Raw genomic sequence first — 26,683 nt, 5'->3', positions numbered from 1 at the left:
GTGTGTCGCTCTCAAGCGACTTGTTTACTCTATCACATGTTCGTTTCTTTGTCAACAATTATTTTTGTTTTTTTCAAAACTTTTCAAATTGTTTAATCAGAAGAAACAATTCCTTGTGACAGCTCAGTTAGAATACCACTATCCAACCGAGTTGTCAACACTCTTTTTTATAATTTATAATTATTCTTCATGATATAACGAATTGCATCTTGAATCCAGGACACATATACCAGATTAATGCCAGAAACTTTTCCCACAGACGATTTACATACTTCCGGCAAGATCACTGTATCAAAACCAAGTTTTTTCGCTTCGGCCACTCTTTGTCCTGCCATACTCACTGCCCGGACCTCACCACTTAATCCAACTTCGCCAAATGCGATCACTGAATCCGGAATGATAATATCTTTGCAGCTCGATACAACTGCCAGTGAGATTCCCAAATCAATCGCAGGCTCTGTCATTTTCATGCCACCTGCGATATTTACATATGCATCGCAGGCTGCCAGATGAATTCCTACTTTTTTTTCTAATACAGCCATAAGCAGATTTACTCTGTTAAAATCAGTTCCCACCGCAGTTCTTCTTGGTATTCCAAAATTGCTCTGGCAGACCAGTGCCTGAATCTCCACAAGGATCGGTCGTGTTCCTTCCATCGAGCACGCAACAATGGAACCAGATGTCCCATTCGGCTTTCCGTTCAGCATAAACTCTGACGGATTCTTCACTTCTTCCAATCCTGTATTTCTCATTTCAAATACACCAATTTCATTTGTAGATCCAAATCTGTTTTTGACAGCACGAAGAATACGATAAGACGCATGACGGTCTCCCTCAAAATACAGCACTGTATCCACCATATGTTCCAAAACTCTCGGACCTGCTACATTGCCTTCTTTTGTCACATGTCCTACGATAAAAATAGAAACACCCTGACCTTTGGCAATCTGCATCAGAATATTCGTTGATTCCCTAACCTGCGAAACACTGCCTGGTGCCGAACTGATATCTTCATGGAACATCGTCTGGATTGAATCAATCACGACCATATCCGGTTTTTTTCTTTCAATCACCTCTCTGATTGTTTCCAGATTTGTCTCACATAGTAACTGGAGATTCTCATTGAACTCCCCAATACGTTCAGCACGTAATTTAATCTGCCGCAAAGATTCTTCACCTGATATATATAATACAGAATTACCCGACATCGCCAGATTTCTGCAAACCTGTAAAAGAAGGGTGGATTTTCCGATTCCCGGATCTCCACCCACCAATACCAAAGACCCGGGGACAATGCCGCCCCCGAGTACTCTGTCAAGCTCTCCTATATTCGTCAGTTTTCTTTCATCTTCCGAAAGTCTGATGTCTTTTAATACTACCGGTTCAGCTCTTCGCAAACCGTTCTGTAGACCGCTTCCCGTCGAAGATACCTTCTTTGTGGAAACTGTTTCTTCAACAAATGTATTCCATGCTCTGCATCCAGGACATTGTCCCATCCACTTTGAAGACTCATACCCACATTCCTGACAAAAATAAACAACCTTTTTATTTTTTAGCATTTTTCAACCTTTACTGCTACAGCTGCATCTCCGCCAAGTTCTACACTGAAAGAAAGCTTGCCGCCAAGATTTGTCTGCATTTTTCCTGCATCTTCACCATCAATAGAAATGCTGTATTCTGTATCAGCTTCCATCTCAACGGTAATCTGCGCGTCCTCCGCACCTTCTACTTCAAACTCCATGCCAGTACCATCCTGCTTCAATGAATATACAGCAGTTCCCGGTACAGACTCGTATACAAACATTCCATTGCGTTCCAGTTTGGTAATCTCTTTAAATGTTTTTACTTTATAAACATCTCCCTGATATGGGAAATCAGATGCTTTAGATTTTGTCGGTAATTCATAATTACCAAAGCTGATACCCCCATTTTCTTCTGTTCGGATCAGTTCTTTTACTACTGCCATGATCTTATGTCCTCCCTAGACTTTTCTGTTGTGTTTTAGTCCTTGCATATCTGCACCGTGTTATCTTAATATCCCATCTGACGCAGATATTTCAGTTACATTATTATAACATTCAGTACTTTTTTTGACCAGTATCCTAACCAAGATTTAACATCTTTTTTAGATTTTAAATTGCCATAATCCCTTCTGCGCTTATTCCGTATCTCTGACCGGAATAAAACAGATTTTCTTCTGATGAAGCTGAACTTTCACTGTATCTCCAGTTCGAATTCTGCCTTCAAGAATTTCATTGGCCATCGGATCTTCCAGTTTATTCTGAATGGCTCTTCTCAGAGGTCTTGCGCCATATTTACTGTCAAAACCGGATTCTGCCAGATAATCTCTGACCGAATCTGTAATTTTAAGCTGAATACCCATCTGCTCTGCACATCGTTTCTCAAGATTTTTCAAAAGAATATTCACGATTTTCCTGATCTCCGGCTTTTTAAGTGGATGGAATACCATAATTTCATCGATTCGATTCAAAAATTCCGGTTTAAAAAGTCTTCTTACTTCTTCCATCACTCCGGATTTCATTCTCTCATAGTCCTGTTTTTCATTATCCTGGGACATAAAGCCAAGTTTCTTTGGCTCAATGATTGCCTGTGCTCCAACATTGGATGTCATAATGATTATCGTCTGTTTAAAATCAACTTTTCTTCCATGTGCATCTGTAATATGTCCATCATCTAAAACCTGAAGCAAAATATTAAACACATCCGGATGTGCTTTCTCAATCTCATCAAACAACAGTACACTATACGGATTTCTTCTTACTTTTTCGCTAAGCTGCCCGCCTTCATCATATCCAACATATCCCGGAGGTGAACCGATCATTTTGGAAACACTGTGTTTTTCCATGTATTCTGACATGTCAACACGGATCATTGCCTGCTCACTGCCAAACACAGCTTCCGCAAGTGCCTTTGAAAGTTCTGTTTTGCCTACACCGGTCGGTCCAAGAAAAAGGAATGAGCCAATCGGACGGTTTGGATCTTTCAGCCCTACTCTGCCTCTTTTAACAGCCTGCGCAACCGCTTTGACAGCTTCCTCCTGTCCGATCACTCTTTTATGAAGTTCTTTTTCCAGGGCCGCAAGACGCTTGGTTTCACCTTCCGTAAGTCTTTTTACTGGAATTTTAGTCCAGTCCGATACTATATCTGCTACAGAATTTTCATTTACCGTAAGATTTTTGCGTTTATTTCTGCGCACTTCTTTTTTTCTGTATTTTTCAATCTGTTCTTCCGCTTCATTCTGCTCCTGCTGAATTCTCTTTGCCATAGACAGATCTGCAAGTTTTATTGCTTCTTCTTTCTGATTCAGCAATTCTCTTATCTTTATTTCCAATGCTTCTATCTCTGGTGCGGAACGATAGCTTCCAAGCTGTACTTTGGATGCAGCTTCATCAATAATATCGATTGCTTTATCCGGAAGAAATCGGTCATTAATATATCGAACTGACATTCTAACCGCAGCCTCCAGAGCCTCATCTTCAATTCTTACCCCATGATGTTTCTCATAATACGGACGAAGTCCTTTCAAAATCTCAAGGGCCTCCTGTTCTGTCGGCTCTTCTACGGTAACCGGCTGAAATCTTCGCTCCAGCGCAGCATCCTTTTCGATGTATTTACGATATTCCTCCAGTGTTGTTGCACCAATCAGCTGAATTTCTCCTCTTGAAAGAGAAGGCTTCAGAATATTGGACGCATCCAGAGCACCTTCTGCCCCTCCGGCGCCAATGATTGTGTGAAGTTCATCAATAAAAAGAAGAATTCCCTGGTTTACACGCACCTCATCAATTACCTTACGGATACGTTCCTCAAATTCTCCCCTATACTTACTTCCGGCAACCATTCCTGACATATCAAGAACAACAACTCTTTTATCACGCACAGAATCCGGAACAAGTCCTGAAACAATTCTCTGTGCCAGACCTTCAACAATCGCAGTCTTACCAACTCCCGGTTCTCCAACCAGACACGGATTATTCTTACTTCTTCTGCTCAGGATCTGAATCAGTCGTGTAATCTCTCTGTCACGTCCAACCACAGGATCCAATTTGCCTTCTGCTGCCATCACAGTCAGATCTCTGCTGTACTGGTCCAGCGTCGGCGTCGCTGCCCCACTCTTCTGTGTTTTTTGATTTCTGCCACCCTGTAGTTCTTCTGCTGTTGGATTCTCAATTCCCATCGCGGTCAGAACTGCCACATACAGTTTCTGGATATTGACTCCCATTGTATAAAGAAGCCTGGTCGCAACACAATCCGTCTCTTTAAGCATTGCCACAAGAAGATGTTCCGTTCCGGCCTGTGCTTCTTTCTGATTTTCTGCCTCCTGTACAGATTTTTCAAGCACTCTCATCGCTCTTGGGCTGTATTCCGGTGCCTTTTCCGCAGCCAGCACCTCTGACGGTGCGATCAGTTCTTCGATCAGCTGGCGCAGCGCATCTTCTTCTACATTAAATTCTTCCAGAATCCTGCCCGCCGTACCCTCTTTTTCCTTTAGCAGACCTACCAGAATATGCTCTGTGCCAATATATGAATGATTACAGGACTGTGCGGTGGTTTTTGCCAGTTTTAACGCATTTGCAGCCTGTCTGGTAAATTTATCCTGCATAGTTTGTTCCTCCTAGTTGTCAATTTCGTATTCGTCATAGATCTCATCGATCAGATCATGCACTTCACTTCTGCTGACGTTTCTGCAGCAGCCCTTTGCCAACGCTACAAGAAGATTTTCTTTCATTTCTTCCAGTGCTTTGATCTTATCAACATCCACAGCGATAATTGCCCCACGTCTGCGGTCGATCGTAACAAAACCTTCCTGACGCAACAAAGAATATGCTTTGTTTACCGTATGCATATTAATTCCTACTGTATCCGCCAACTGTCGAACTGACGGAAGCGGATCTCCCTCTTGCAGTCTGGAAGTAGCAATTCCCATTATAATCTGATTCATAAGCTGTACATATATAGCTTCATCACTGTTAAAATCTATTTCAATGACCATTTCCGTCAGCCTCCCATTGTTTTTCAATGTTATACATATAGTAGCACATACAGCAGATTTTGCAAGTAAAAAATAAAAACAGGCAGCCTGTTCAGCCACCTGTCTTATTATCATTATGTCATTTTTATCAGCCAAGAATCTTCTTAAACTGTTCTTTATTAAGAATAAGATTAAATCCCATTGGATTAAATACCATTGCTTCCGCCTGATTGATCAGAATTTCCGGAAGTTTGTCAAATGGAATTTTTGCCAGGCGAAGTTTTTTACCTTTTGCAAATTTTTCAAATTCCATAACATCAGAAAATACCGGCTGTAAAATCTGGCCTTCTTTATTTTTCAGATACGGAATATTAATTTTTTTCGGATTTTCTTCGTCACGTTCCATTGCTACCAGGAAATGAGATTTTTTCAGATTTGCAATCAGTTCCTCTTCCAGTGCTCTTAAATTTTTGTGTTCTTCTTTTTCAACCGGACGTCGAAGTTCCTGCATAAAATAGATACCTGAAAGCTGTAATGTTGGATTGATCAGCGGACGTTTAGCCGGCTCCATCTGACTGAGATCTGGTTTTCTTACGATTTTTTCCAGGTCAATCTCAATTTCATCTGCTCCATTATTCCAGATTACAGAGTTTACGCCAATAGAAAACAGAAGTCCGTACATTCTCGGAAAATCTTTTTTCTCATAACGCATCCCCATAAGAAGGATTTTATCTTCCAGTTTCTTTTTGCCATATTCCTTCAGAGTTTCCTCTTCTGCAAAAAACCACACCTGATCATTATATGTTTCTTCTCCGCAAGTTACATAAGGCAGTTTTGTTGCCTGTGAATATGCCACAAACACTGTCTCCCTTGCCTGAAGTTCTTTGACTGCATCTTCTACACTAATACCCATTTTGTTTTCCTTTCATTTATCGCTTCCGCATGATATATCATAAATTATACCATATTTCACGAAAAATGGCACACTTTTTTGGTGATTTTTTTATATTATCATTCCGTTTATTACTTCAGGCCTCATCAATGGCTTTTCCAATATCATGACGCATATATTTATTCGCAAACTGAATCCACTCTGTTGCATCATAAGCATTTTTGCGTGCCTCTTTCAGAGTCTTTCCTTTTGCTGTAATTCCAAGTACACGGCCGCCATTTGTAACAATCTGTCCATCCTGGAATTTGGTTCCGGCATGGAAACAATAATATCCATCTTTACCTTTAAAGTTTTCAAATCCATACATTGGAATGCCCTTTTCGTATTTTACAGGATATCCTTCACTTGCAAGGACCACACATACAGCCGCATTATCCTCAAATTCCAGCTCTATCTTATCCAGTGTTCCATTCACGCAGGCTTCCATAACTTCTATAATATCTGTTTTCATTCTTGGAAGTACAACCTGTGCTTCCGGATCTCCAAACCGTGCATTATATTCCAGTACCTTCGGTCCTTCTGCTGTAAGCATCAGTCCAAAGAAAATAATCCCGACAAATGGACGACCTTCTGCTGCCATCGCATCTACTGTTGCCTGATAAACGTGCTGTTTGCAAAATTCGTCAACTTCTTTTGTATAAAATGGACTTGGTGAAAACGTTCCCATCCCACCTGTATTTAATCCTTTATCACCATCCATGGCACGTTTATGGTCCTGCGCAGATGTCATAGTACGGATAGTTTTACCATCTACAAAAGAAAGTACTGACACTTCTCGACCAGTCATAAATTCTTCAATGACCATAGTATTTCCGGCACTTCCGAATTTTTTGTCTTCCATAATTTCTTTAACGCCAGCTTCCGCTTCTTCCAGCGTATTACAGATCAAAACTCCCTTTCCAAGAGCAAGTCCGTCTGCCTTGAGAACGATTGGGAATTTTGCCTGCGTATGCAAATAATCAAGTGCTTTCTGTGGATCATCAAAGTTCTCATATGCCGCGGTTGGAATTCCGTATTTCTTCATCAGATCTTTTGAAAACGCCTTGGAGCCTTCAAGGATTGCTGCATTCTTACGAGGTCCAAATACCTTCAGTCCGCGGGCTTCAAATACATCCACCACGCCGCCGACCAACGGGTCATCCATACCAATGATTGTCAGATCCACTTTATTTTCTTCTGCAAAATCAGCAAGCTTCTCAAATTCCATGGCTCCGATCGCCACACATTCTGCATATTCTGAAATTCCTGCATTCCCAGGTGCACAGTAAATTTTGTCTACCTTTGGACTTTTTGCAACACTCCATGCGATTGCATGTTCTCTTCCGCCACTTCCAACAATCAGTACTTTCATGAGCTTTTATCTGCCTCCTACTATTAGACTTCTTCTATCAACAACAAATTTTTATTAATAAAGCATTCTTAATCAATAACAACTTTTCCATTCTGAACTGAAACTCTGTTATTCGCAATCAGATCAATTGCTTTCGGAAGGATTTTCCATTCTGCTTCCTCCATAACACGACGTTGAAGCACCTCCGGAGTGTCTCCCTGCTGTACTTCCACCGCTTTTTGAAGGATGATCGGTCCTGTATCTGTACCAGTATCCACAAAATGAACCGTTGCACCGCTAACCTTGACTCCGCGTGCAAGCACACCCTCATGGACATGAAGACCATAAAATCCTACGCCACAAAAAGACGGAATGAGGGATGGATGAATATTGATGATTCTGTTCGGATATGCTTCCACGATCATAGGTGGAATTGCCACCAGAAAGCCTGCCAGTACGACCAGTTCCACCTTATTTTCCTGTAATTCCTGCAGAAGCGCTTTATGAAATTCTTCTCGATTTTCAAATTTCTTCGGAGAAATGCACTTAGCCGGGATTCCCCGGCTCTCTGCGCGTTTCAGTGCATATGCGCCTGGATTATTACTGATCACCAGACCGACTTCCGCATTTGTGATCACACCGCTGTCAATCGCATCCATGATCGCCTGCAGATTTGTACCGCCTCCTGATACCAGAACACCAAGCTTTAACATAAAGTCACTCCCTTTTCTCCGGCCTCAATACGGCCAACTACATATGGAGTGTCTCCTGCCTGACGAATAGCCTCCATTGTCTTATCTACATCTGAAGGATCTACTGCCAGAACCATACCAAGTCCCATATTAAAAGTATTGTACATCATCTTTTCTTCGATATCTCCGGTCTTTGCAAGAAGGTCAAAAATCGGAAGAACCGGATAGCTGTTCTTCTCAATGACAGCTCTTGTGCCATCTTTCAGCATACGAGGAACATTTTCATAAAAGCCACCACCGGTAATATGGCTGCATGCATGAATACGAACTCCGGCTTCTTTAACACTTTTCAGTGCTTTTACATAAATTCTTGTCGGAGCAAGCAGTGCCTCACCAAGAGTTGTTCCAAGTTCATCATAATATGTATCCAGAGATTCTTTTGTCATTTCAAACACTTTGCGGACAAGTGAAAATCCATTGCTGTGAACGCCTGTAGAAGCCATACCGATCAGAACGTCTCCTGGTTTCAGTTCTTCGCCAGTAAGAAGATCTTTCTTATCGATCACACCAACTGCAAACCCAGCAAGATCATATTCATCTTCCGGCATAAGTCCCGGATGTTCTGCAGTTTCACCACCGATCAGTGCTGCACCTGACTGTACACAGCCCTCTGCAACGCCACTTACGATCTCTGCGATCTTTTCCGGATAATTTTTTCCACATGCAATGTAATCCAGGAAGAACAGTGGTTCTGCACCTGCACATGCAATATCATTTACACACATGGCTACAGCATCGATTCCGATCGTATCGTGTTTATCCATGATCATAGCAAGCTTAACTTTGGTTCCGCAGCCATCTGTACCGGATACGAGTGTTGGTTCTTCCATATTTTTGAATGCATTCATGGAAAATGCTCCCGAAAATCCACCGATTCCGCCTAAAACTTCCGGTCTCATGGTCTTTGCAATATGTTTCTTCATTAACTCAACTGACTTGTAACCAGCTTCTATATCCACACCTGCTTTTTTGTAATCCATAATCTTCTGATCTCCTCCACCTGTTTTTAATAAGCTTTGTATCCAACTTTCTGAAGTCTGGCATCCTTTGCCTCAACCTGCTCTTTCAGTTCCTGACTGTATGCTTTCAATCTGTCCAGAAGTTCCGGATCAGATGTTGCCAGAATCTTTGCGGCAAGAAGTCCTGCGTTTGCGCCTCCATTGATTGCTACTGTTGCTACCGGAATTCCGGACGGCATCTGTACGATTGAATACAGTGAATCTCTTCCTCCAAGAGATGTTGTATGCATTGGAATGCCGATAACCGGCATCGGAAAGATTGCTGCACACATTCCCGGAAGATGTGCTGCCATTCCTGCTCCTGCAATAATTACTTTGAATCCTTTTTCTTCTGCCGTCTTTGCATACTCAAAGAACACATCCGGTTCTCTGTGTGCAGAAATAATCTTCATCTCATATTCAACGCCCAGCTTGTCAAGAATTGCTGCCGCCTTACTCATAACCGGCATATCTGAGTCGCTTCCCATTACAATCCCAACTTTTTTCATTGGTGGCCTCCTCGTATAATTTCTTACATCTTCAGGTTGATTCTACTAAGATTCTAAAATTGTGTCAATAAAATTACGGAAAAGAAATATTTTGGCGGGCAAACTCTTTTTGTATAAAAAAAGTTTGCCCACCTCATAAAATAAATAAGCTATCGTTATTTTTCAAAAGAACGATTCAGTTCTTCCGTTCCCGGCAGCACAAAACGTCCATTCTCAATAATAGAAGTTCCTTCTCCATCTTCGTCAATTACACGGATACTTCCCAGTTCTTCATATGGAATTGTAATATCTGTATGACATCCATAATAAGCCATGCTGATATCCTCTTTACGAAGAATCGAAATCTCATTATCTCTGGCAATGATTTCTCTTCCGTCTGGGTTAAATACCGGAGTATCTTCTGACCAGCTGTAACAGGTATCTCCCACAGCGAAATGTGGTCCCATTTTCTCAGCGATCAGAATTGGAAGTTTATCTGCAATACCATATTTTTCAGCTGCCACATACGCGGTTGTATTGGTCCCGATTGCAAACTCACCCATTGGAATCTTCGGATGATGGTGCAGAATATTATCCTCAATATATGCACGATTCTCCTCTTCTGTCTCAAAGTTTGCACACGAATAATCAATCACCTGTCCACAGTCAAATACCAGCTTCAGATCCTTAAACTGTAATCCGTTCAAATAAACCTTCTTTACATGAAGAATCCCACCAGTTCCGGCAAGCACCGGAGAAGTAAACACTTCTCCCACTGGAATATTTACATCTGCCACACAGTTTTCAAAATTTGTCTGTTTCCGGACATCTTCCAGTTCATGCAGATGAATGATCAAATCTGTCTCGTTGTCCTCTTTTCCTTTTATTTCTACCCACTGACAGGTATCCAGAGTCTCAATGATCGTCTGCTGTATCCGTTCATACTGTTTATAATCCAGTGTATTGATCTTCACAATCTCTGCAAAAATCTTCGGAAAATCATTTCCGATCTCCGGCACCGGATAGGCAATGATCGTAAAGCTTCTCTCATCGCCCCTGATATAACGATTTACGATCTGACCGGATTCGTTATCCAGCTCTACCTGCATTTTCTGCTGTGCCTCGTTTAAAGCCCACGCACCTTCTGTAGAAACAGGAGCAAATGGTTCTTCTCCAAAAGTCTCAATACATGCCGGTCCGCCATGAACTGCAGCCAGGTCTTTATATTTCTCATATGCATTCTGCATAGAACGAAGTTTGCGCTGTACATAATCACTGTCCATAAAGAGTGCCTGATCCTGCCTGTGATCATACTCATACTGCGGATTTGCATTTCCACCAACAAAGCCGATCCATGCATTACCTCTTTTATTCACTGCATGTGTGGCATGGCGATAGATCACCGGTTCAAGCCCCATCTCACGGAACTGCAGGATTGCAGCACGTACCATTCGCTCAAATCCAAGATTATAACGAATGTTTACCGTCTTTTTCTTGGTAATGCCTTTTCTTCCATTAATAAAACCAATTCTGTATCCTTCCGTATATGTGCGTGCCATACTGTCAATCTCATCCTGACTGAGACTGTTCATAAATTCTGCAACTCCTGTTTCATTTGCAGAAACATATTCTCCATACCTGTACAGATAACGCAGATCTGACAAATCAGAATCCATTACGATTCTTACAGCAAAATCCAGCTGCGGATCAACCGCTTCCGCAATCCTCTGTTCCATCATATCCTGACAATAGTCATTCACATAAGAACGCAGCATGTCTTCCACATTTTTTACAGATGGCAGTTCACCATTTTCAAAAGCAGCATATACTTCAAGAAAAAGTTCTGCTGTCACTGTATAATCCCAGATTTTTTTTTCATATGCATAGGCAATTGCTCCACGAAGTTCTGCGTAAAGAAATGTAAATGCCCTTCCATATTCACCGAGTTTTTCTTCTGCGTATGCAGGATTCCCGTAACAGTGTGTATAATTCTGAGGAAACAGTTCTTTATAAAGTTCTGTATTTTCTTTCTGCAATTCTTCTATGGAAAGCTTTTCTTCATCTCTTTCCAGTATGGCTGCTGTTTTCTCCAAAAAAGCCGCCATATTCTGAAAGAAATCCAGAAAATCCGGCTTTACAGTTGTTTCAGTACAGATTTCGACAATTCGATCTTTTGCCAGATCATAGCGTTCTTTCAGCAATTCATCCACTTTATCATCTCCTCCGTTTGAATTTAATTTAGTCATCGATCACATGTCCCAGCTGAATATGTTTGTCTATCAGCTGCTGCATATATTCCCATATTTCCCTGGAACCTTCTGCAGTATGCTCATTTCTTTTGTATATCTGACTCTTATGTACAGTATGTTCCTTCCAGCTTTTTCCTCCGGAAGCATCATTCAGAAGCAGTGGCTGACAATTGTCCAGCACATGTGCAAATTTCGCCTCTGCTGTCTCATATTCTTCAAATTCTTCCCATAAATTTCTGAACTTTGTACCCTGATCTTCCGGAAGCATACCAAAAATACGGTCTGCAGCCTTTGTCTCACGCGCTCTCTGCGTTGCCAGTCCTGCCTGATCATATGCATATGTATCTCCAGCATCAATCTCCACAAGATCATGGAGCAAAACCATAGGGATCACTTTTGCCAGGTCAACTTCTTCATTGGCATATTCCTTCAACAACACAGCCATAAGAGCCAGATGCCAGGAATGTTCCGCATCATTTTCCTTACGGCTCCCGTCTGCCAGATATGTCTGACGTATAATCTGTTTTACTTTATCCACTTCCAAAATAAATTTCATCTGCTGTTGTAAGCGTTCCATTTTTCACACTCCCATCAAAAAAAAGGCCAACCAGCCTACCATAAAGATTCCATTAAGGATTGAGCCGATAATACTGGTCCTGTGTGTACATTTTTCTTCTGAAAAGCTACTGATTCCCATCAGAAATCCATATACGGAAAGCAGCGCTGCAAACAGGCAGATGCCTCCCACAATAAATCCATAGGATCCTTCAAGTACATAAGCTATCCCAACAGCCCCTCCAAACAGAAGCAGGGAAGCAATTGCCAGCCCCACTGACAGCTTCCCTTTTGCAGCCTCTTTCTTTTTTATGATCGCGTATCTATATCTTCTCGCCATATCGTTTTCTCCTCAGATAATTACAGACAGCAAAAAGCATATATCCGATTGCTGCCCCAAGTGTATTCAAAATCAGATCGTCCACATCAAAACATCCCACTTTTGCAATTAACTGCACTGTTTCCACCAAAAGGCTAAGTGAAAAACCGGATGCAACAATGAACAAACCGTTACGGCATTTATGCGCAATGACCGGAAGGATAAAACCATATGGAATAAAGCCTATCACATTTCCAAAAAGATTGGTGATCAAAGCAAACATCCCAAGCTGTTTTCTGTATATCCAGAATCTTCTGATTTCTACAAACGGAACCAGATTATACCGATACACCCGTTCTTCCGCTGTAACGCGCCCATATTCTTCTGAAAAGAAAAGAAAATAAACAAGAAGCAGTACATAAAGTATAAACAAAAGCACACTCAGAAACCTGATTTTACGTTTTGTACTGTCTTTCAATTTTTACCCCTATCCAGCTTCAGATCAGAATATCAGACTTTCTTTTCAGCAGTCTGCTTCCACTGACGATCATCAGCACTCCTGCAGCAACACCTGTTACAAGGGTTATGATCCCTACTGCAATACTGCATGCGCCCGTACGACTCATTGTTTTATATATTTTTTCATTCATGGCAATTCCTCCTTATGCAGATACCGTTCATCCCACTGATCAGCCAGAAACTATTTTGCACCATACTGGCTGTAATATGCATCAATTGCCTTCTTCAGTTCATCATCAATGATAACCTGGCCTTTGTATTCTTTATTGTAAAGATGTTCAATAACTTCAGCCATGGTAACGATTGCATTTGTTTCAAAGCCATACAGGTCATGTACTTCGTCAAGCGCGCACTTCACACCGCCTTTTCCAACCTCCATACGGTCAAGTGAAACCATCAGTCCAACAATTTCTACATTGGCTGCACCTCTTACCTTCGGCACTGTCTCTTCCATGGATTTTCCGGAAGTAGTAACGTCTTCGATCATAACTACCCGATCTCCGTCCTTCAATTTGCTTCCAAGAAAACTTCCTTTATCTGCACCATGATCTTTTTCCTCTTTACGGTCAGAGCAGTAACGAATTTCTTTGCCATACAGTTCGCTGAATGCGATCGCTGTAACAACACTGAGTGGAATTCCCTTGTATGCCGGTCCAAACAGCACATCAAAATCATCACCATATTTGTCATGAATTGCTTTTGCATAGTATTCCCCAAGTTTTTTTAACTGAGAACCGGTTACATATCCACCCGCATTCATAAAAAACGGAGATTTTCTTCCGCTCTTCAATGTAAATTCGCCAAATTTCAGCACCTGACTGTCTACCATAAATTCAATAAATTCCTGTTTATACTGTTCCATTTTATTCTGGACCTCCTGTCTACACGGCTTTTTGCCTGTCTTCTGTCTGAATCTGTTCAGATCATTCTCTGAATATCTTCTTTATAGTAACATAAAAAAGCCAACTATTCAATCCTGTTAACTTTCCCGTTTCGGATTGAAGTTGGCTTTTATTACTCCTATTGTCTCATTGCTTTCATATGTTTTCCCATTACATAATAGTAATATGGAATCAGTGGAATCAGTGCTGCGATCCAGGCCATTGGATCCGCCAGGCAAACGCCTGCAAATGTCGTTCTTCCCGCAACCAAAACTACGATCAGTGTTCTGGCAACCAGTTCAAAAACGCCTCCCAGCATTGGTACCATTCCGTATCCCATCCCCTGCAGGGCATTTCGAAATACAAAAATTGTACACAAAAACGGATATGCCCAGAATACTGTACGGAAATATATCACAGACACCTGCACAACATCTGTCTGTGACGGGCTGATAAACAGATATGTAAAATATTTTCCACCGAAATAAACCAGAGCCATCTCAACCACACTCCATACCAGAAGCATGATCCAGGAATATTTTACTCCCTGTTTTACCCGGTCCATACGTCCTGCTCCACGATTCTGTCCGACATATGTCGCGATCGTTGCCCCCATAGAAACAGCCACCATACCAATTACATTCTGGATCTTTCCTGCAGCGGAAAATCCAGCCATATAGGTAGCACCATAAATATTTACCGCACTCTGTACGATGATCGTTCCTATTGCCGTGATGGAAAACTGAAGTCCCATGGGAATTCCAAGAATCATCAGTTTACTCATACTGCCTTTTCGAAGTTCAAAGTTTTTCTTTTCAAGATGAAGAATCGGATATTTCTTTTTTATATAAACCAAACAGCAGATTGCTGAAACGCCCTGCGCGATAACAGTTGCATATGCACAGCCTTCTACTCCCATTCCTGCAAAACGAATCAGTACAATATCCAGCACAACATTGATGCCCGCTGAAATGATCAGAAAATACAACGGGGATTTCGAATCTCCCAGTGCACGCAGAAACGCAGCCAACGTATTATACGCTGCAGTAACAAGAAGACCTGCATAAATAATTCCCATATATCCGGCCACATCTCCCATCAGATCTGCCGGAGAATTCATAAGTCGCAGAATCGGCACATTAAATACCAAAAATCCTATGGTCATAGCAGCAGCAAAACCAAACATAAGATAAATGGACATTGCCACAAAATGCCTCATATCGTCATACTTCTTCGCCCCAAACATCTGTGCCACAATAATTGCAAATCCACTACTCAGTCCGTTCAGCCAACCGGTCACAAAAAACATCAGTGATCCGGTACTTCCAATTGCAGCAAGTGCATCTACTCCAATAAACTGTCCTGCCACAATAGAATCTACAATATTATAAAACTGTTGGAATATGTTTCCAAGAAACATCGGTATCATAAACTGAATGATCAGTCTGACCGGATTTCCCACAGTCATGTCATTTGTTTTCTGTTTGTTCAAAATATTTCCTTTCCCGATACAAGGCAGCAGAAAAAGTTTTTCAACCTTCGCTGCTGTCTCTTATGTATTTCTATTCTGTTTTCTGTAACTACTATTTTACAATACCGATCAGCTGATTGATATCCTCAACTTTCCGCTGTTCCATAAATTTCGCCAGCCCATCCACAATTTCTGTTGTTGCATATGGATTAAAGAAATTAGCGGTTCCAACTGACACTGCTGTTGCACCTGCCATGATAAATTCAAGTGCATCTTCTGCTGTTGCAATTCCACCCATGCCGATGATCGGGAGTTTTACAGCCTGTGCAACCTGATAAACCATACGCACTGCAACCGGTTTCACTGCCGGGCCGGACATCCCGCCCGTCTTGTTTGCCAGAGCAAATGTTTTTCTGTAAATATCAATTTTCATTCCGGTAAGTGTATTGATCAAAGAAAGAATATCTGCGCCACCAGCCTCAGCCGCTCTGGCCATCTCTGTGATATCAGTCACATTCGGACTGAGTTTCATGATGATCGGCTGTTTTGCATATTTCTTTACTTCTTTTGTGATTGCTTCCAGTGCATGAGGATTCTGTCCAAATGCAATACCGCCCTCTTTCACATTTGGGCAGGATACATTGATTTCCAGTAAGTCGACCGGCTCATCCGCCAGTTTTTCCACCACTTCACAATAATCTTCTGTACTCTTTCCACAAACATTTACAATAATTTTTGTGTCATACTGTTTCAGAAATGGAATGTCTCTTCTGCAAAAAAGATCAATTCCCGGATTCTGAAGTCCGATTGCATTCAGCATTCCGCTTGCAGTCTCTGTCACTCTCGGAGTCGGGTTTCCTGGCCATGGTACGTTTGCAACACCCTTAGTCACAACACCACCAAGTTTATTAAGATCTACAAATTCACTATATTCTGCACCGGAACCAAACGTACCGGAAGCAGTCATGACAGGATTTTTTAATTCAACTCCAGCAAGAGTTACTTTTGTATTGATCATAACTCCACCTCCGTGCTCAAGAATACCGGTCCATCTTTACAAACACGTTTGTTATGCACCAGAGAATGCGCATCAATCTCTTTTGATTTGCAGACACATCCAAGACATGCTCCGATTCCACACGCCATTCTTTCCTCCATGGAAATCCAGCATGTGATATTCTTCTCTGCTGCATACTCTTTCAGTGCACGAAGCATCGGCGTTGGACCACAGGCAAAAATAACCTCTGCCTCAAGTCCCCTTTCACAAATCGCATTTAATACATTGCCTTTTGTCCCTGCGCTTCCATCTTCTGTAGCAACATAAACATCTGCATATCTTGTAAATTCATCATTCAGGAACAATTCATCCCTATATCCAAGAACTGCTGTTTTTTCAGCTTTTAACTGTTTTGCAGTCTCAAGCATCGGTGGAATTCCGATGCCGCCACCAATCAGAAATACTTTTTTCCCTTCTGCTTCTTCCAATGGAAAACCATTTCCAAGAGGTCCCAGTGCCTCAATCTTTTCTCCTGATTTCAGTCTGGAAAATCCTTCTGTTCCGGTATTCTTCCCAGTCACACGATACACCAGTCTGATTTTGCTGTCTTCTTTATCAATCTCACAGATGCTGATCGGTCTCGGAAGAAGTTTACTCCCATCGCCTGTATATAAAGAAAGGAACTGCCCCGGACGTGCATTCTGTGCCATCTGATCAGTCTGAAGCCAGAGACTGAAAATATCTCTGCCGATTTCTTCCTGACTGATAACAGTCAAAGTCTCTTTTGTTTTTGTACTCATCTGTCTCCTCCTGCCCTCATTAGCGATTCTTAAGGGCTCCGCTGATATCTTCGATCATCACTTCCACTGCCTTACGAGAAGCATCTGCATAATTCAGTTCTCCAAATTCCGCATATGCTTCCTGTTTGTATGCTGCAATGATTCCTCTGGATGAGTTTACAATCGCACCAAGACCATCTTCATTGAAGAAATGCACCAGATCAGAGCCTTTTCCACCCTGTGCACCGTATCCAGGTACCAGAATAAATGTTTTTGGCATAAGCTTACGAAGTACTTTTCCCATTTCCGGATAAGTTGCACCAACTACAGCTCCGATATAGCTATATTCTTTACCCATATGATCTGCGCCCCACTCGGCAACTTTCTCTCCTACCCATTCATACAGTGGGCGTCCGTCTATGATACGATCCTGGAATTCGCCGCTGGAAGGATTGGATGTCTTTACAAGAATAAACAGACCTTTATTTTCTTCTTTGCAGACTTCGATAAATGGCTTCACTCCATCCGAACCCAGATATGGATTAACTGTTGCAAAATCCTCATCAAATCCTGCATATTTCTTGGATCCTACCTGAACATGTCCCAGATGTCCAACTGCATACGCTGCCGATGTGGATCCGATGTCTCCACGCTTGATATCACCAATGACTACAAGATCTTTTGATTTACAGTAATCAACGGTCTTTTTGTATGCCTGCAGTCCCGGAATGCCAAACTGCTCATACATTGCAATCTGTGGTTTTACTGCAGGAATCAGGTCATATGTTGCATCTACGATTCCTTTATTGAACTGCCAGATTGCTTCTGCTGCACCTTCCAGAGTCTCTCCAAATTCTGCAAAGGCATTTTCCTGGATATGTTTCGGTATGTAATTCAGCATCGGATCCAGACCTACAACGATCGGTGCATTAGTTTTGCGGATTTTTTCAATAAGCTTATTAATCATAACTGCTTCCTCCTGGAATTTATATTCTTCATATTTCTTCTATACATTATCACTAATATCATACACGAAACAAACGATTTAATAAAGTGTTTTTTACATATTCACCTTGACATTTTTAGAAGCGGGAGATATAATTCTACTCATAGACGAAGAGAACCTTAATATAAAATCACTAGTTTTTAGAGATTATATATTACCAACGATATAGTCTCTAAAATCTGGTGATTTTTTCGTCAGATGGACATTTAACTTTTTATTTTTATGGAGGTAACATCATGAACAAGGGAACTGTAAAATGGTTCAACGCAGAAAAAGGCTATGGCTTTATCACAGGAGAGGACGGCGCTGACGTATTCGTTCATTTTTCTGCAATCAATGGTGAAGGATTCAAATCACTGGATGAAGGACAGGCTGTAACTTATGATTTAACAGAAGGCGCTCGCGGAATGCAGGCTGCTAACGTTACAAAATTATAATTCTGATACTTCAAGGTTGTAATAACCTTTCAAACCATTCAATAAAAAACCCCGGTGAAAACCGGGGTTTTTTATTATCTCATTTTCATTTTTACTGTACATCAGACGAAAGATCCGAAACATAATTATCAATTGCAGAAGTATCCATTACTGTCTCTGTAACAACAGACTCCTGTTTTGTCTCGATCTTTGCATACGCGGAAAATCCAATCCATCCAACCATTGCCACACAGATTGCAATCCATGCAAGAATTTCCAGTTTGTCAATCAGTTTTTCTTTTCTGGATGCTTTTGAGCGGCCTGCTTTGCCTGCCTTATAGCTGTCTACTTTTTTCTGACTCATTCCAAGAATCTCCTTTATTGTATAAGCTTAAACTTTTGTTATTATATCACACTCTCACACAAAAGGGAAGGGCTTATACAGCTACAATCACACCGCCATCATTAGCGTACATACTGCTTACTCCCGCAGTATCCAAAATAACGATATGTTTTACAGGCATTCTCTCTTCCAGTGCATTCTTCAGAAGCACTGCTCTCTCCCTGCAGTTGCAGTGAGAAATTGCAAGGATTTTATTTTCACTGTCTTTTGTTTTGTCTACAATGTTCTGAGCCATTTTTACAAGAGCTTTGTTCATGCCTCTTGCCTGATCCAACTGACAGATTGCTCCTTCATCTGTAGAGCCCATGACAGGTTTGATTTTTAATGCGCTTGCCACAAGAGCTTTTACCTTACTGAGTCTTCCATTTTTGCGAAGCGTTTCCAGATTATCCAGAACAAAAAACGTGTGCTGGTCAGCAATGTATGCTTCTACTGTCTCAATTACTTTCTCAAATGAATACCCAGCTTCTTCACATTCCTGTATTTTCATCGCAATCAGGGACTGTCCGACAGATGCCGATTTCGAATTAAACACATAAATCTGCTTACCAGGATTTTCTTCCTGCAAAAGACTTTTTCCCAGAACAGCACTGTTATACGAGCCACTAAGTTCTGCTGAAAGCGTAACTGCATATACGTGATCCGCATCACAGTCAAACGCCCTCATATAGCGTTCCGGTGACGGACATGCCGATTTTGGGCATTCCGGGCAGTCAGCTACTTTTTTTAAAAAAGAAGCCTGGTCAAAATTTTCATCATCTATAATATTTTCACCACCAACGCTCAAAGTCAGTGCTACCGACTCAAAGCGAGGATCTTTTTTCCACTCATCCAATAATTCCCCACAACTATCTATGACAATTTTATAGCTCAATTATATCGTCCTCTTTTCCATAATATGTAGTATCGAATACCACATCTATATTACCATATAGCTACATATTTGAAAAGACTTTTTCGAAAAACTCTATTCTTTTTTTTGATTCTGTTTTATAATAGAAGCTACACTAAATTATGGGAGTTCAAAATGCTTGCACTTAAAATCAACGATGTCAAAAGCTTCATGAATCAGTTACTGATCGGAGATACCTTCGATTCTTTTTCTCTGGTAGAAGCATCCATTACTACTTTCAGCAACTTCACAATTGACGGAAAAATCCACAAAGATTTTTTTGACACGGATACCGTGCAAAATATGAATTTTAATGATTCAGATTACTGTCCCTGGAAAGAGCTGAAATCTTACTGTTTTTCAATCATACGCGGCAAATTACTGCCAATACAGTTTCGAATCGTTTTTCAGCTGTCTCCGGCTCAGTATTCACTATTATTTGCAGATTCTTCTTTCCAGATTTCTACTGATCAGATTCGCGGATTAAATTTAAACCTTCAATATAAAAACAACGAATTATTCTGTACGACCGGAATTTCTTCCGATACATTTCTTCTGGACAGACACCCTGAAATCACATGGGATTCTGCAGTTCCGAAATTTTTTCAAAAACATCGATTGGATTTTGACAGGCTGTAAGATTCTTTTTGGCTTCCTCAATTGCATTTTCTGCATCCAGTTCTGTCTGGATGAGATAATATGCCAGCATATCTACAAACTCACTGTTTGTAGGTCTGTAGCGAAGAGGATAACCTGCGATTCGATCCATCGTTTCTTTATTAGCTGTCCAACATACATTAATGACCGTCCGAATATCATGTTCAATATTAACTGGTGTTGATTTGAATTTTTTTGCCAGATATGGATAGATGTCCTTCGTGATCTTAATTGGATAATCCTGAAGTTCCATCGACATCATTACTGCTTCGGCAACATAATAATATCCTTTATATTTTGAGGTCATTCCCAGCTGTCGGATTAATCGATATACTTTTCTCATGTGCTCTCCCTCCGCCTTTTCCTGTTTTGTCATTATTATACGACAATTTTTTCTTATTTTTCTTTTCCATACCAAACTCGTGGTTCTTCGAAAAAAAACGACATTTTAAGAGTCACACTATTCATGTTATAACTACAAAATCATAGGTTCGCCATACAATTTCAGCATATAGAATTTATTGTTTTTTGTCAACAAAATATAAAAAAATCCCGATTTTTTTCCACATAAAAGAAAATATTCGGGATTCTTTTTATATTGTCTTTAAATTTTTGCTTTTATTTTGTAAGAAGCATCAGAATTTCATTGCTTCTCTGTACAAATTTGGTCATTTCATCTGGCGATAACTGTTTATGACTCAACATTGCAAGATCATATAACTGCTGGCAGATTACTGCTGCATGTTCAGACTCCTGATTTTCCGCAAGGTATTTTACCAGCGGATGACTCACATTCAGCACCAAAGTTTCCTGACCGCCAAACATTCCAGGATCCATTCCGTACATATTGTACATCTTCATCATATCCTGCATACGACGACTTTCCTCCGAAAGTGTCATCATTGCTGCAACAGATTCATTCTTCAGATTCTCTGCCTTAACTTCCAGTTTCTCCATATTCAAATTCTTACGGAATAATTCTGTCAGAGTTTTTGCAGTATTTTCATCTGCTGCACCTTCACCCTTCAGTTCTTCTGTCACATCTGCATCAATTCTCTTGAACTGAATTGTCTGATCTTTCTGTTCCAGGTGAGAGATAAAAGTTGTATCAATATTGTGAGAAAGAATAACTGCATTTTTTCCTGCTTCTCTGAACATATTGATGTACTGGCTCTGCTGTACCGGATCTGTCACATAGAAAATTGTGGTTTTCTCCGGTTCTTTGTTTTTAGCCTCATCTTTATTTTCAGAGTTCTCTTTTTTCTCTGTATCTTCTGCCTTCTCTGCTGCATCTTCTTTCTTATTCTGCTCTATACAGTCTTTCAATGTCAGATATTTGCCATCAATATCTTTAAAAAGAATATAGTCATGAAGTTTTTCTGCAAATTTGCTGTCCTTGATGCAGCCAAATTTAATAAATGGACTGATATCATCCCAGTATTTCTCGTATGATTCACGGTCTGTCTTGCACATTCCTGTCAGTTTATCCGCAACTTTCTTGGAGATATACTCTGAGATCTTCTGTACAAATCCGTCGTTCTGCAGTGCACTTCTGGATACATTCAGCGGCAGATCCGGACAATCGATCACGCCTTTGAGAAGCAGCAGGAATTCCGGAATAACTTCTTTAATATTATCTGCGATAAATACCTGGTTATTGTATAATTTAATCGTTCCTTCAATAGAATCATATTCTGTATTAATCTTCGGGAAATATAAAATACCTTTCAGGTTAAACGGATAATCCATGTTCAGGTGGATCCAGAACAATGGCTCTTTGTAATCCATAAATACCTTACGGTAGAATTCTTTATAATCCTCATCAGAGCACTCATTCGGATGTTTCATCCACAACGGATTCGGATCACTTAAAGATACCGGACGTTTGTTGATCTTTACACGCTCACGTGCAGGAGAAACCTCTACAACTTCCTTTTCACCCTTATCATTTTCTTTCTCTTCTGTCTTTGCATCTTCATGAATATGCTCAACAACAACATCGTCATCCCTCAGATCAGCTTCGTCGATTGTCTCATATTCCTGCTCTGCATTTGCATTAGACAGATAAATATTTACCGGCATGAAAGAACAATATTTCTCAATGACTTCACGCATACGATATTCATTACAAAACTCCAGGCTTTCATCATTCAGAAACAGCGTAATCTCTGTACCAACTGTTGTTCTGTCCCCATCCTGCATATCATATTCTGTACCACCATCGCATGTCCAGTGTACTGCTGTTGCACCTTCTTTAAAAGAAAGAGTATCAATATGCACTTCATCTGCTACCATAAATGCAGAATAGAATCCCAGACCGAAATGACCGATCATCTGGTCATCCGTTGTTTTATCTTTATACTTCTCCAGAAATTCTGTTGCACCGGAAAATGCGATCTGTGTAATATATTCCTCTACTTCATCAGCAGTCATACCAATACCATTATCGATAAATTTCAAAGTCTTTGCTTCAGAATCTACAACGACCTGCACTGCCGGTTTATAATCATCCGGGAAAGCATATTCTCCCATCACTTCAAGTTTCTTTAATTTTGTAATGGCATCGCAACCATTGGATACCAGTTCTCGAGCAAAAATATCATGGTCAGAATACAGCCATTTCTTTATGATAGGAAAAATGTTTTCACTGTTAATTGATAAATTTCCGTGCTTTTCAGCCATATTATCCACACTCCTTAGATTCTTTTTTTTCGTTTTTCTATATACTAATCCCCTTTTTTCCAAAAGTCAAGAAAAAAATTAGCACTCATTTTAAATGAGTGCTAACAAAACTTTTATCGTTTTTCATTTCTTTTTTATTTTTTGTTTTTCTTTTTGTAAAATACCACTCCGCCAATCGCACCTGCCGCAATGATCAGGATACATACAAATGGAAGGATTGGTGTATTATCACCTGTTTTTACGGAACTCTTTCTGTTCGCTGCAGGTGTAAGATTTGTTCCAGGAGCAGTCACTTTGGCTTTTGCGATGCTGAAAGATACCTGTCTGGTATCCATTGTTCCTGTTGCTTTCCAGCTGCTTCCATCATACTGCTGCTGTACAAAAGCAACTTTCAGCGTATAATCCCCACTCTGTGCCAGTCCAAAAGACGCAGTATATGGTGCGGCGTTCCAGACATTTGTATTAATGACTGTCCAGCTCTGCGGAACATAACGGGTGTCTCCTTTTTTCGGAGAATTATTATCCATTCCAGCACCAACTGCTGTAAAGGAAATCTTTGTCTGTGTAGTATAAACTCCATTTACATCAATGCCTGTAATCTTATTATTCTCTGCAGATGCAACTTTTGCACTGTATGCATTTACGCTGACTTCCACAGAAGTAGCAAGACTGATCTTATTATCATTATCCACTCCGGAAGGTAACGTCACGGTACCGGATACGGTAAATTTCTGAGCATCTGTACTGGACTGCTTATAAGAAGCTTCTTTCACATTCCATGAAACTGCTGCTTTCATACTTCCTTCTGTTGTTTCAATCACTACAGTAGATGGAAGTTTCAGCGAGGAAGCATCCTTCTTCGTTCCATTTGCAAGTCCGGTAACTGCTGCCGGCTGTTGGATCTTCGTAAGAACTGCATTTCCCTTCACAACCTGAAAATTCACTGTAACCGATTTATCCAAAGATGAAGAAATCTTAAGATTCTCTGAATAAGCGCCCACATCAAGTCCGGTCTTAGGCTGCACTGTATAAACAGCAGTTGATCCCGGTGCCAGTGTAAGCTGATTAACAGAAACCGTAAAATTTGTCAGTGCCGGCTGTTCCAGTGTTTCTGTCACATTTCCATTGTTCGTGACCATGAACTCCCGTGGTGCAATCTCACCATATCCCTGCTTTGCAGTTGTAAAATCGAGCATTGATTCAGATACATTCAGAGAAGGATCTGATGGATTTACTGTAACTGTCGCAGTGATCGGAATGCTCTTTCCATTTGTAGCATCTGTAATCGTAAATGTTTCTGTATAAGGAGTCGCATTCGCTGTAAGATTGATCTTTGGCTGAATTGTAAATATAGCCTTATCTCCGCTCTTAACAGTCTGTGCCTGCCAGGTAATATCAAAATACTGTCCCTGGGCTGCGCCTGTACTGCTGACTGCATCAGACAGAACAGCATCTGCATTTCCTTCATTTGTCAGTGTGATCGTCTGAGGCGCCGGAAGTTCTGTATATCCATCTACCAATGTTCCAAAGTCAGGACCATCTTTAGGATCGCGTGTAACATTGCTCACTGCCGGAGCAGGTATCGTAACATTCACAGGAACTATGATCTTATTATCGCTGTTATTCTTATCCGCGAACAAAATATTATCCGGATAAGGAGTATCTGTTACCAGATTTTCTGCCGGTGTAACTGTAAATGTCGCACTTTCACCAGCCGGAATCTCCTGTTCGGAAGGATCTATTGTCACTGCAGGCGCCGCACCTGTTGAAGAAGCAGCTACTTTCACTGCCTGTGCGGAATTATTTTTTACAGTGATCTGCTGGCTTTCTGTAGATTTAAATGTCAACCCGGACTCTGCAACAGTATCATCTACTGCCAGTGTAACTTCTGTTGTGGTACTTCCATTATTTCCGCCATCTGAAGTGTTCGCATCATTCGAAGGATCTGTTGTACTGTCCGCCGGAGTTTCATCACCTTTATTCTGATCATCTGCTGTCGGATCTGATGTATTTCCTGTATCTGTTTTCTGATCATCCTGTCCGTTGCCGTTCTGTGCATCATCCTTTGCTGCCTCGACTGTCATCTTTGCTTCAAACGAAACTTCTACACCTTCTTCACTGGTATATGTGATCGTATCATCATACTCTCCTGCTGCTATCCCGGCACGCGGTACGATCCACAGCTGCTGACTGCTATTCTGTTCCATTGGATCTGAAATATCCTGAACCATAAAATGTTCCGGACTGATATCTGTAAAATTCAACGTAGTATTGCCGGTATTCGTTACCGTTACATACTGTGCCTGTATACTGTCTTCCTGACCGGAAATCACAGTTCCAAAATCTACAACTTCAGAATTTCCATCTCCAATGACGATACTTGCATCTGCTGTTGGAGTTTCCGTTTTTCCCGTATCGTTGTTTTCCTGAGAGTCCGCAGTATCTGCTGCATCATTTGTCTGTCCATATGTGCCGTCTTCTGTTGCTTCCGGAATACCATCCACAGATTCAGAACCTGCACTTTCACTCTGCTGCTTCTCTTCATCTGTTGTAGCAGCGGGAATGCCTTCTATATTCTCAGTTCCTGCCTGTGTAGAATCCTCCTGATAGGTTGTGTCTGTATCCTCGGACACACCAGTCTGTGTTGTTTCTTCTGTATCAGCAGAAGCATCTGTATTCTGAGACTGTTCATTTTCTGTTTCTTGTGCAGCCTGCTGTTCAGCAGTATCTGCAGCGGCAGCCTTTTCTTCTGCTGCTTTTGCCTCCTGGCCAGCAGCAATCTGCGCATCTATTACTGTATCTGATACAACTTTCAGACTTCCGGTATAACCATTTTCTTCTTTGCCGGTGACCGTCAGGACAATTTTGGAACCAATATCATCCTGTGTTACTGTATAAGTCTTGTCTTTTCCGAGTTCTTTCAGTTCAGGCTTCTCCCCTGCTTTCTCTATTTCCTCATCCTCAACTGTTTTTCTCTCCCAGAGATAGGCAACATCATCCTCCGTCACTCCCTCTGGCTTTACTTCTTTAAATTCCGCACTCAATGTTCTGCCTTCTGCTGCAGTTCCCTGAATCTTCAATTTACCATCCAGTGCTGGAATTTCTGCTGCAAACACTGTTGCAGGAATCATCGACAATGCCAGAAGCACCGACATAATGACTGCAAGAATTCTCTCTTTCCGCATGATTCATCCTCCTTTTAGATTTGTTCTGTCCTGATTTATTTCTTATAGAATTCGACTTTAACTTTTCTTTAATTCTTTGTCGGTATCTATACCCCGTCTCCTGTAAAAAATTATAACACAGGTTTTTTATCGAATGTAATTTGTATTTTACAGAACTGTTAC

The 26,683-nt window shown here is 41.0% G+C and carries 26 protein-coding genes; 2 read left to right on the top strand and 24 right to left on the bottom strand.

The window, feature by feature from the left end:
• Positions 1–167 precede the first annotated feature (167 nt).
• The 19 genes from radA to pyrF all read right to left on the bottom strand — a co-directional run bounded on the left by radA (position 168) and on the right by pyrF (position 18,247).
• Positions 168–1,559, bottom strand: coding sequence for a DNA repair protein RadA (radA, locus tag LI112_RS15405; RefSeq protein WP_055056487.1), 1,392 nt, complete (start codon positions 1,557–1,559; stop codon positions 168–170).
• The gene (locus LI112_RS15400) at positions 1,553–1,966 is read right to left on the bottom strand and encodes a hypothetical protein (protein ID WP_005425224.1); all 414 of its coding nucleotides are present in this window, start codon (positions 1,964–1,966) and stop codon (positions 1,553–1,555) included. Before LI112_RS15400 ends, radA begins: the two co-directional genes overlap by 7 nt.
• A gap of 192 nt (positions 1,967–2,158) precedes the next feature.
• The gene (locus LI112_RS15395) at positions 2,159–4,621 is read right to left on the bottom strand and encodes an ATP-dependent Clp protease ATP-binding subunit (RefSeq protein ID WP_117997201.1); all 2,463 of its coding nucleotides are present in this window, start codon (positions 4,619–4,621) and stop codon (positions 2,159–2,161) included.
• Between the two features lie 12 nt (positions 4,622–4,633).
• Complete coding sequence (locus tag LI112_RS15390; protein ID WP_022388085.1) at positions 4,634–5,011, bottom strand: GntR family transcriptional regulator; 378 nt, start codon at positions 5,009–5,011, stop codon at positions 4,634–4,636.
• A gap of 127 nt (positions 5,012–5,138) precedes the next feature.
• Positions 5,139–5,903, bottom strand: a complete 765-nt coding sequence (locus tag LI112_RS15385) for an SseB family protein (protein ID WP_005425220.1) — start codon at positions 5,901–5,903, stop codon at positions 5,139–5,141.
• A 115-nt stretch (positions 5,904–6,018) separates the two neighbouring features.
• Positions 6,019–7,293 (bottom strand): phosphoribosylamine--glycine ligase, encoded by a 1,275-nt coding sequence (gene purD, locus LI112_RS15380; protein ID WP_005425219.1) that lies wholly within the window; start codon positions 7,291–7,293, stop codon positions 6,019–6,021.
• 68 nt (positions 7,294–7,361) lie between these two features.
• A complete protein-coding gene (gene purN, locus LI112_RS15375; protein ID WP_005425218.1) occupies positions 7,362–7,985 on the bottom strand; it encodes a phosphoribosylglycinamide formyltransferase in 624 nt (207 codons plus the stop codon).
• Positions 7,979–9,004, bottom strand: a complete 1,026-nt coding sequence (purM, locus tag LI112_RS15370) for a phosphoribosylformylglycinamidine cyclo-ligase (RefSeq protein WP_005425217.1) — start codon at positions 9,002–9,004, stop codon at positions 7,979–7,981. The genes purN and purM overlap by 7 nt, the downstream gene beginning before the upstream one ends.
• Before the next feature lie 26 nt (positions 9,005–9,030).
• Positions 9,031–9,531, bottom strand: a complete 501-nt coding sequence (gene purE, locus LI112_RS15365) for a 5-(carboxyamino)imidazole ribonucleotide mutase (RefSeq protein ID WP_005425216.1) — start codon at positions 9,529–9,531, stop codon at positions 9,031–9,033.
• A 155-nt stretch (positions 9,532–9,686) separates the two neighbouring features.
• Complete coding sequence (locus LI112_RS15360; protein ID WP_227190997.1) at positions 9,687–11,756, bottom strand: aminopeptidase; 2,070 nt, start codon at positions 11,754–11,756, stop codon at positions 9,687–9,689.
• Complete coding sequence (locus LI112_RS15355; protein WP_227190995.1) at positions 11,749–12,336, bottom strand: HD domain-containing protein; 588 nt, start codon at positions 12,334–12,336, stop codon at positions 11,749–11,751. Before LI112_RS15355 ends, LI112_RS15360 begins: the two co-directional genes overlap by 8 nt.
• 3 nt (positions 12,337–12,339) lie before the next feature.
• On the bottom strand, positions 12,340–12,654 hold the full coding sequence (locus LI112_RS15350; RefSeq protein ID WP_022388088.1) for a hypothetical protein: 315 nt from the start codon (positions 12,652–12,654) through the stop codon (positions 12,340–12,342).
• Positions 12,638–13,111, bottom strand: a complete 474-nt coding sequence (locus LI112_RS15345; RefSeq protein WP_022388089.1) for a VanZ family protein — start codon at positions 13,109–13,111, stop codon at positions 12,638–12,640. Before LI112_RS15345 ends, LI112_RS15350 begins: the two co-directional genes overlap by 17 nt.
• 19 nt (positions 13,112–13,130) lie before the next feature.
• Positions 13,131–13,283, bottom strand: coding sequence for a hypothetical protein (locus LI112_RS15340; RefSeq protein WP_005425210.1), 153 nt, complete (start codon positions 13,281–13,283; stop codon positions 13,131–13,133).
• 50 nt (positions 13,284–13,333) lie between these two features.
• On the bottom strand, positions 13,334–14,014 hold the full coding sequence (pyrE, locus tag LI112_RS15335) for an orotate phosphoribosyltransferase (protein WP_005425209.1): 681 nt from the start codon (positions 14,012–14,014) through the stop codon (positions 13,334–13,336).
• Between the two features lie 158 nt (positions 14,015–14,172).
• A complete protein-coding gene (locus LI112_RS15330; RefSeq protein WP_022388090.1) occupies positions 14,173–15,525 on the bottom strand; it encodes an MATE family efflux transporter in 1,353 nt (450 codons plus the stop codon).
• Between the two features lie 91 nt (positions 15,526–15,616).
• Positions 15,617–16,522, bottom strand: a complete 906-nt coding sequence (locus tag LI112_RS15325) for a dihydroorotate dehydrogenase (RefSeq protein ID WP_227190994.1) — start codon at positions 16,520–16,522, stop codon at positions 15,617–15,619.
• A complete protein-coding gene (locus LI112_RS15320; RefSeq protein WP_173904956.1) occupies positions 16,519–17,301 on the bottom strand; it encodes a dihydroorotate dehydrogenase electron transfer subunit in 783 nt (260 codons plus the stop codon). Before LI112_RS15320 ends, LI112_RS15325 begins: the two co-directional genes overlap by 4 nt.
• A gap of 19 nt (positions 17,302–17,320) precedes the next feature.
• Entirely contained in the window at positions 17,321–18,247 is a 927-nt protein-coding gene (gene pyrF, locus LI112_RS15315; RefSeq protein ID WP_022388092.1) for an orotidine-5'-phosphate decarboxylase, read from the bottom strand.
• Positions 18,248–18,522: 275 nt separating this feature from the next.
• Between pyrF and LI112_RS15310 the strand changes: the two genes are divergently transcribed.
• Positions 18,523–18,723, top strand: a complete 201-nt coding sequence (locus tag LI112_RS15310; protein ID WP_005425201.1) for a cold-shock protein — start codon at positions 18,523–18,525, stop codon at positions 18,721–18,723.
• 91 nt (positions 18,724–18,814) lie between these two features.
• On the opposite strand, the gene LI112_RS15305 is transcribed toward LI112_RS15310, so the two are convergent.
• Both LI112_RS15305 and LI112_RS15300 read right to left on the bottom strand, forming a co-directional pair.
• Positions 18,815–19,066 carry a hypothetical protein gene (locus tag LI112_RS15305; RefSeq protein WP_022388093.1) on the bottom strand — a complete coding sequence of 84 codons (252 nt, stop codon included), beginning with the start codon at positions 19,064–19,066 and terminating at the stop codon, positions 18,815–18,817.
• Positions 19,067–19,139: 73 nt separating this feature from the next.
• Positions 19,140–19,979: a DegV family protein gene (locus LI112_RS15300; protein WP_022388094.1), complete on the bottom strand. Its 840-nt coding sequence runs from the start codon at positions 19,977–19,979 to the stop codon at positions 19,140–19,142.
• A gap of 153 nt (positions 19,980–20,132) precedes the next feature.
• On the opposite strand from LI112_RS15300, the gene LI112_RS15295 reads away from it, so the two are divergent.
• Entirely contained in the window at positions 20,133–20,636 is a 504-nt protein-coding gene (locus LI112_RS15295) for a DUF5721 family protein (protein ID WP_022388095.1), read from the top strand.
• Here the strand turns inward: LI112_RS15295 and LI112_RS15290 are convergent.
• The 3 genes from LI112_RS15290 to LI112_RS15280 form a co-directional block, all read right to left on the bottom strand.
• Positions 20,572–20,997, bottom strand: a complete 426-nt coding sequence (locus LI112_RS15290; RefSeq protein WP_022388096.1) for a sporulation initiation factor Spo0A C-terminal domain-containing protein — start codon at positions 20,995–20,997, stop codon at positions 20,572–20,574. The genes LI112_RS15295 and LI112_RS15290 overlap by 65 nt on opposite strands.
• Before the next feature lie 275 nt (positions 20,998–21,272).
• On the bottom strand, positions 21,273–23,336 hold the full coding sequence (htpG, locus tag LI112_RS15285; RefSeq protein ID WP_173899672.1) for a molecular chaperone HtpG: 2,064 nt from the start codon (positions 23,334–23,336) through the stop codon (positions 21,273–21,275).
• A gap of 134 nt (positions 23,337–23,470) precedes the next feature.
• Positions 23,471–26,521, bottom strand: coding sequence for a hypothetical protein (locus tag LI112_RS15280; RefSeq protein WP_227190992.1), 3,051 nt, complete (start codon positions 26,519–26,521; stop codon positions 23,471–23,473).
• Between the last annotated feature and the right edge of the window lie 162 nt (positions 26,522–26,683).

The sequence above is a fragment of the Blautia sp. 210820-DFI.6.14 genome, from assembly GCF_020558815.1.
Lineage (GTDB): Bacteria > Bacillota > Clostridia > Lachnospirales > Lachnospiraceae > Blautia_A > Blautia_A obeum.
This window is presented reverse-complemented; position numbering and strand designations above follow the sequence as displayed.

Excerpts from the sequence above, each read along its gene's own strand:
- radA (WP_055056487.1), bottom strand. The coding sequence starts at position 1,559 with ATGCTAAAAAATAAAAAGGTTGTTTATTTTTGTCAGGAATGTGGGTAT.
- LI112_RS15400 (WP_005425224.1), bottom strand. The coding sequence starts at position 1,966 with ATGGCAGTAGTAAAAGAACTGATCCGAACAGAAGAAAATGGGGGTATC.
- LI112_RS15395 (WP_117997201.1), bottom strand. The coding sequence starts at position 4,621 with ATGCAGGATAAATTTACCAGACAGGCTGCAAATGCGTTAAAACTGGCA.
- LI112_RS15390 (WP_022388085.1), bottom strand. The coding sequence starts at position 5,011 with ATGGTCATTGAAATAGATTTTAACAGTGATGAAGCTATATATGTACAG.
- LI112_RS15385 (WP_005425220.1), bottom strand. The coding sequence starts at position 5,903 with ATGGGTATTAGTGTAGAAGATGCAGTCAAAGAACTTCAGGCAAGGGAG.
- purD (WP_005425219.1), bottom strand. The coding sequence starts at position 7,293 with ATGAAAGTACTGATTGTTGGAAGTGGCGGAAGAGAACATGCAATCGCA.
- purN (WP_005425218.1), bottom strand. The coding sequence starts at position 7,985 with ATGTTAAAGCTTGGTGTTCTGGTATCAGGAGGCGGTACAAATCTGCAG.
- purM (WP_005425217.1), bottom strand. The coding sequence starts at position 9,004 with ATGGATTACAAAAAAGCAGGTGTGGATATAGAAGCTGGTTACAAGTCA.
- purE (WP_005425216.1), bottom strand. The coding sequence starts at position 9,531 with ATGAAAAAAGTTGGGATTGTAATGGGAAGCGACTCAGATATGCCGGTT.
- LI112_RS15360 (WP_227190997.1), bottom strand. The coding sequence starts at position 11,756 with ATGACTAAATTAAATTCAAACGGAGGAGATGATAAAGTGGATGAATTG.
- LI112_RS15355 (WP_227190995.1), bottom strand. The coding sequence starts at position 12,336 with ATGGAACGCTTACAACAGCAGATGAAATTTATTTTGGAAGTGGATAAA.
- LI112_RS15350 (WP_022388088.1), bottom strand. The coding sequence starts at position 12,654 with ATGGCGAGAAGATATAGATACGCGATCATAAAAAAGAAAGAGGCTGCA.
- LI112_RS15340 (WP_005425210.1), bottom strand. The coding sequence starts at position 13,283 with ATGAATGAAAAAATATATAAAACAATGAGTCGTACGGGCGCATGCAGT.
- pyrE (WP_005425209.1), bottom strand. The coding sequence starts at position 14,014 with ATGGAACAGTATAAACAGGAATTTATTGAATTTATGGTAGACAGTCAG.
- LI112_RS15325 (WP_227190994.1), bottom strand. The coding sequence starts at position 16,522 with ATGATCAATACAAAAGTAACTCTTGCTGGAGTTGAATTAAAAAATCCT.
- LI112_RS15320 (WP_173904956.1), bottom strand. The coding sequence starts at position 17,301 with ATGAGTACAAAAACAAAAGAGACTTTGACTGTTATCAGTCAGGAAGAA.
- pyrF (WP_022388092.1), bottom strand. The coding sequence starts at position 18,247 with ATGATTAATAAGCTTATTGAAAAAATCCGCAAAACTAATGCACCGATC.
- LI112_RS15310 (WP_005425201.1), top strand. The coding sequence starts at position 18,523 with ATGAACAAGGGAACTGTAAAATGGTTCAACGCAGAAAAAGGCTATGGC.
- LI112_RS15305 (WP_022388093.1), bottom strand. The coding sequence starts at position 19,066 with ATGAGTCAGAAAAAAGTAGACAGCTATAAGGCAGGCAAAGCAGGCCGC.
- LI112_RS15295 (WP_022388095.1), top strand. The coding sequence starts at position 20,133 with ATGCTTGCACTTAAAATCAACGATGTCAAAAGCTTCATGAATCAGTTA.
- LI112_RS15290 (WP_022388096.1), bottom strand. The coding sequence starts at position 20,997 with ATGAGAAAAGTATATCGATTAATCCGACAGCTGGGAATGACCTCAAAA.
- htpG (WP_173899672.1), bottom strand. The coding sequence starts at position 23,336 with ATGGCTGAAAAGCACGGAAATTTATCAATTAACAGTGAAAACATTTTT.
- LI112_RS15280 (WP_227190992.1), bottom strand. The coding sequence starts at position 26,521 with ATGCGGAAAGAGAGAATTCTTGCAGTCATTATGTCGGTGCTTCTGGCA.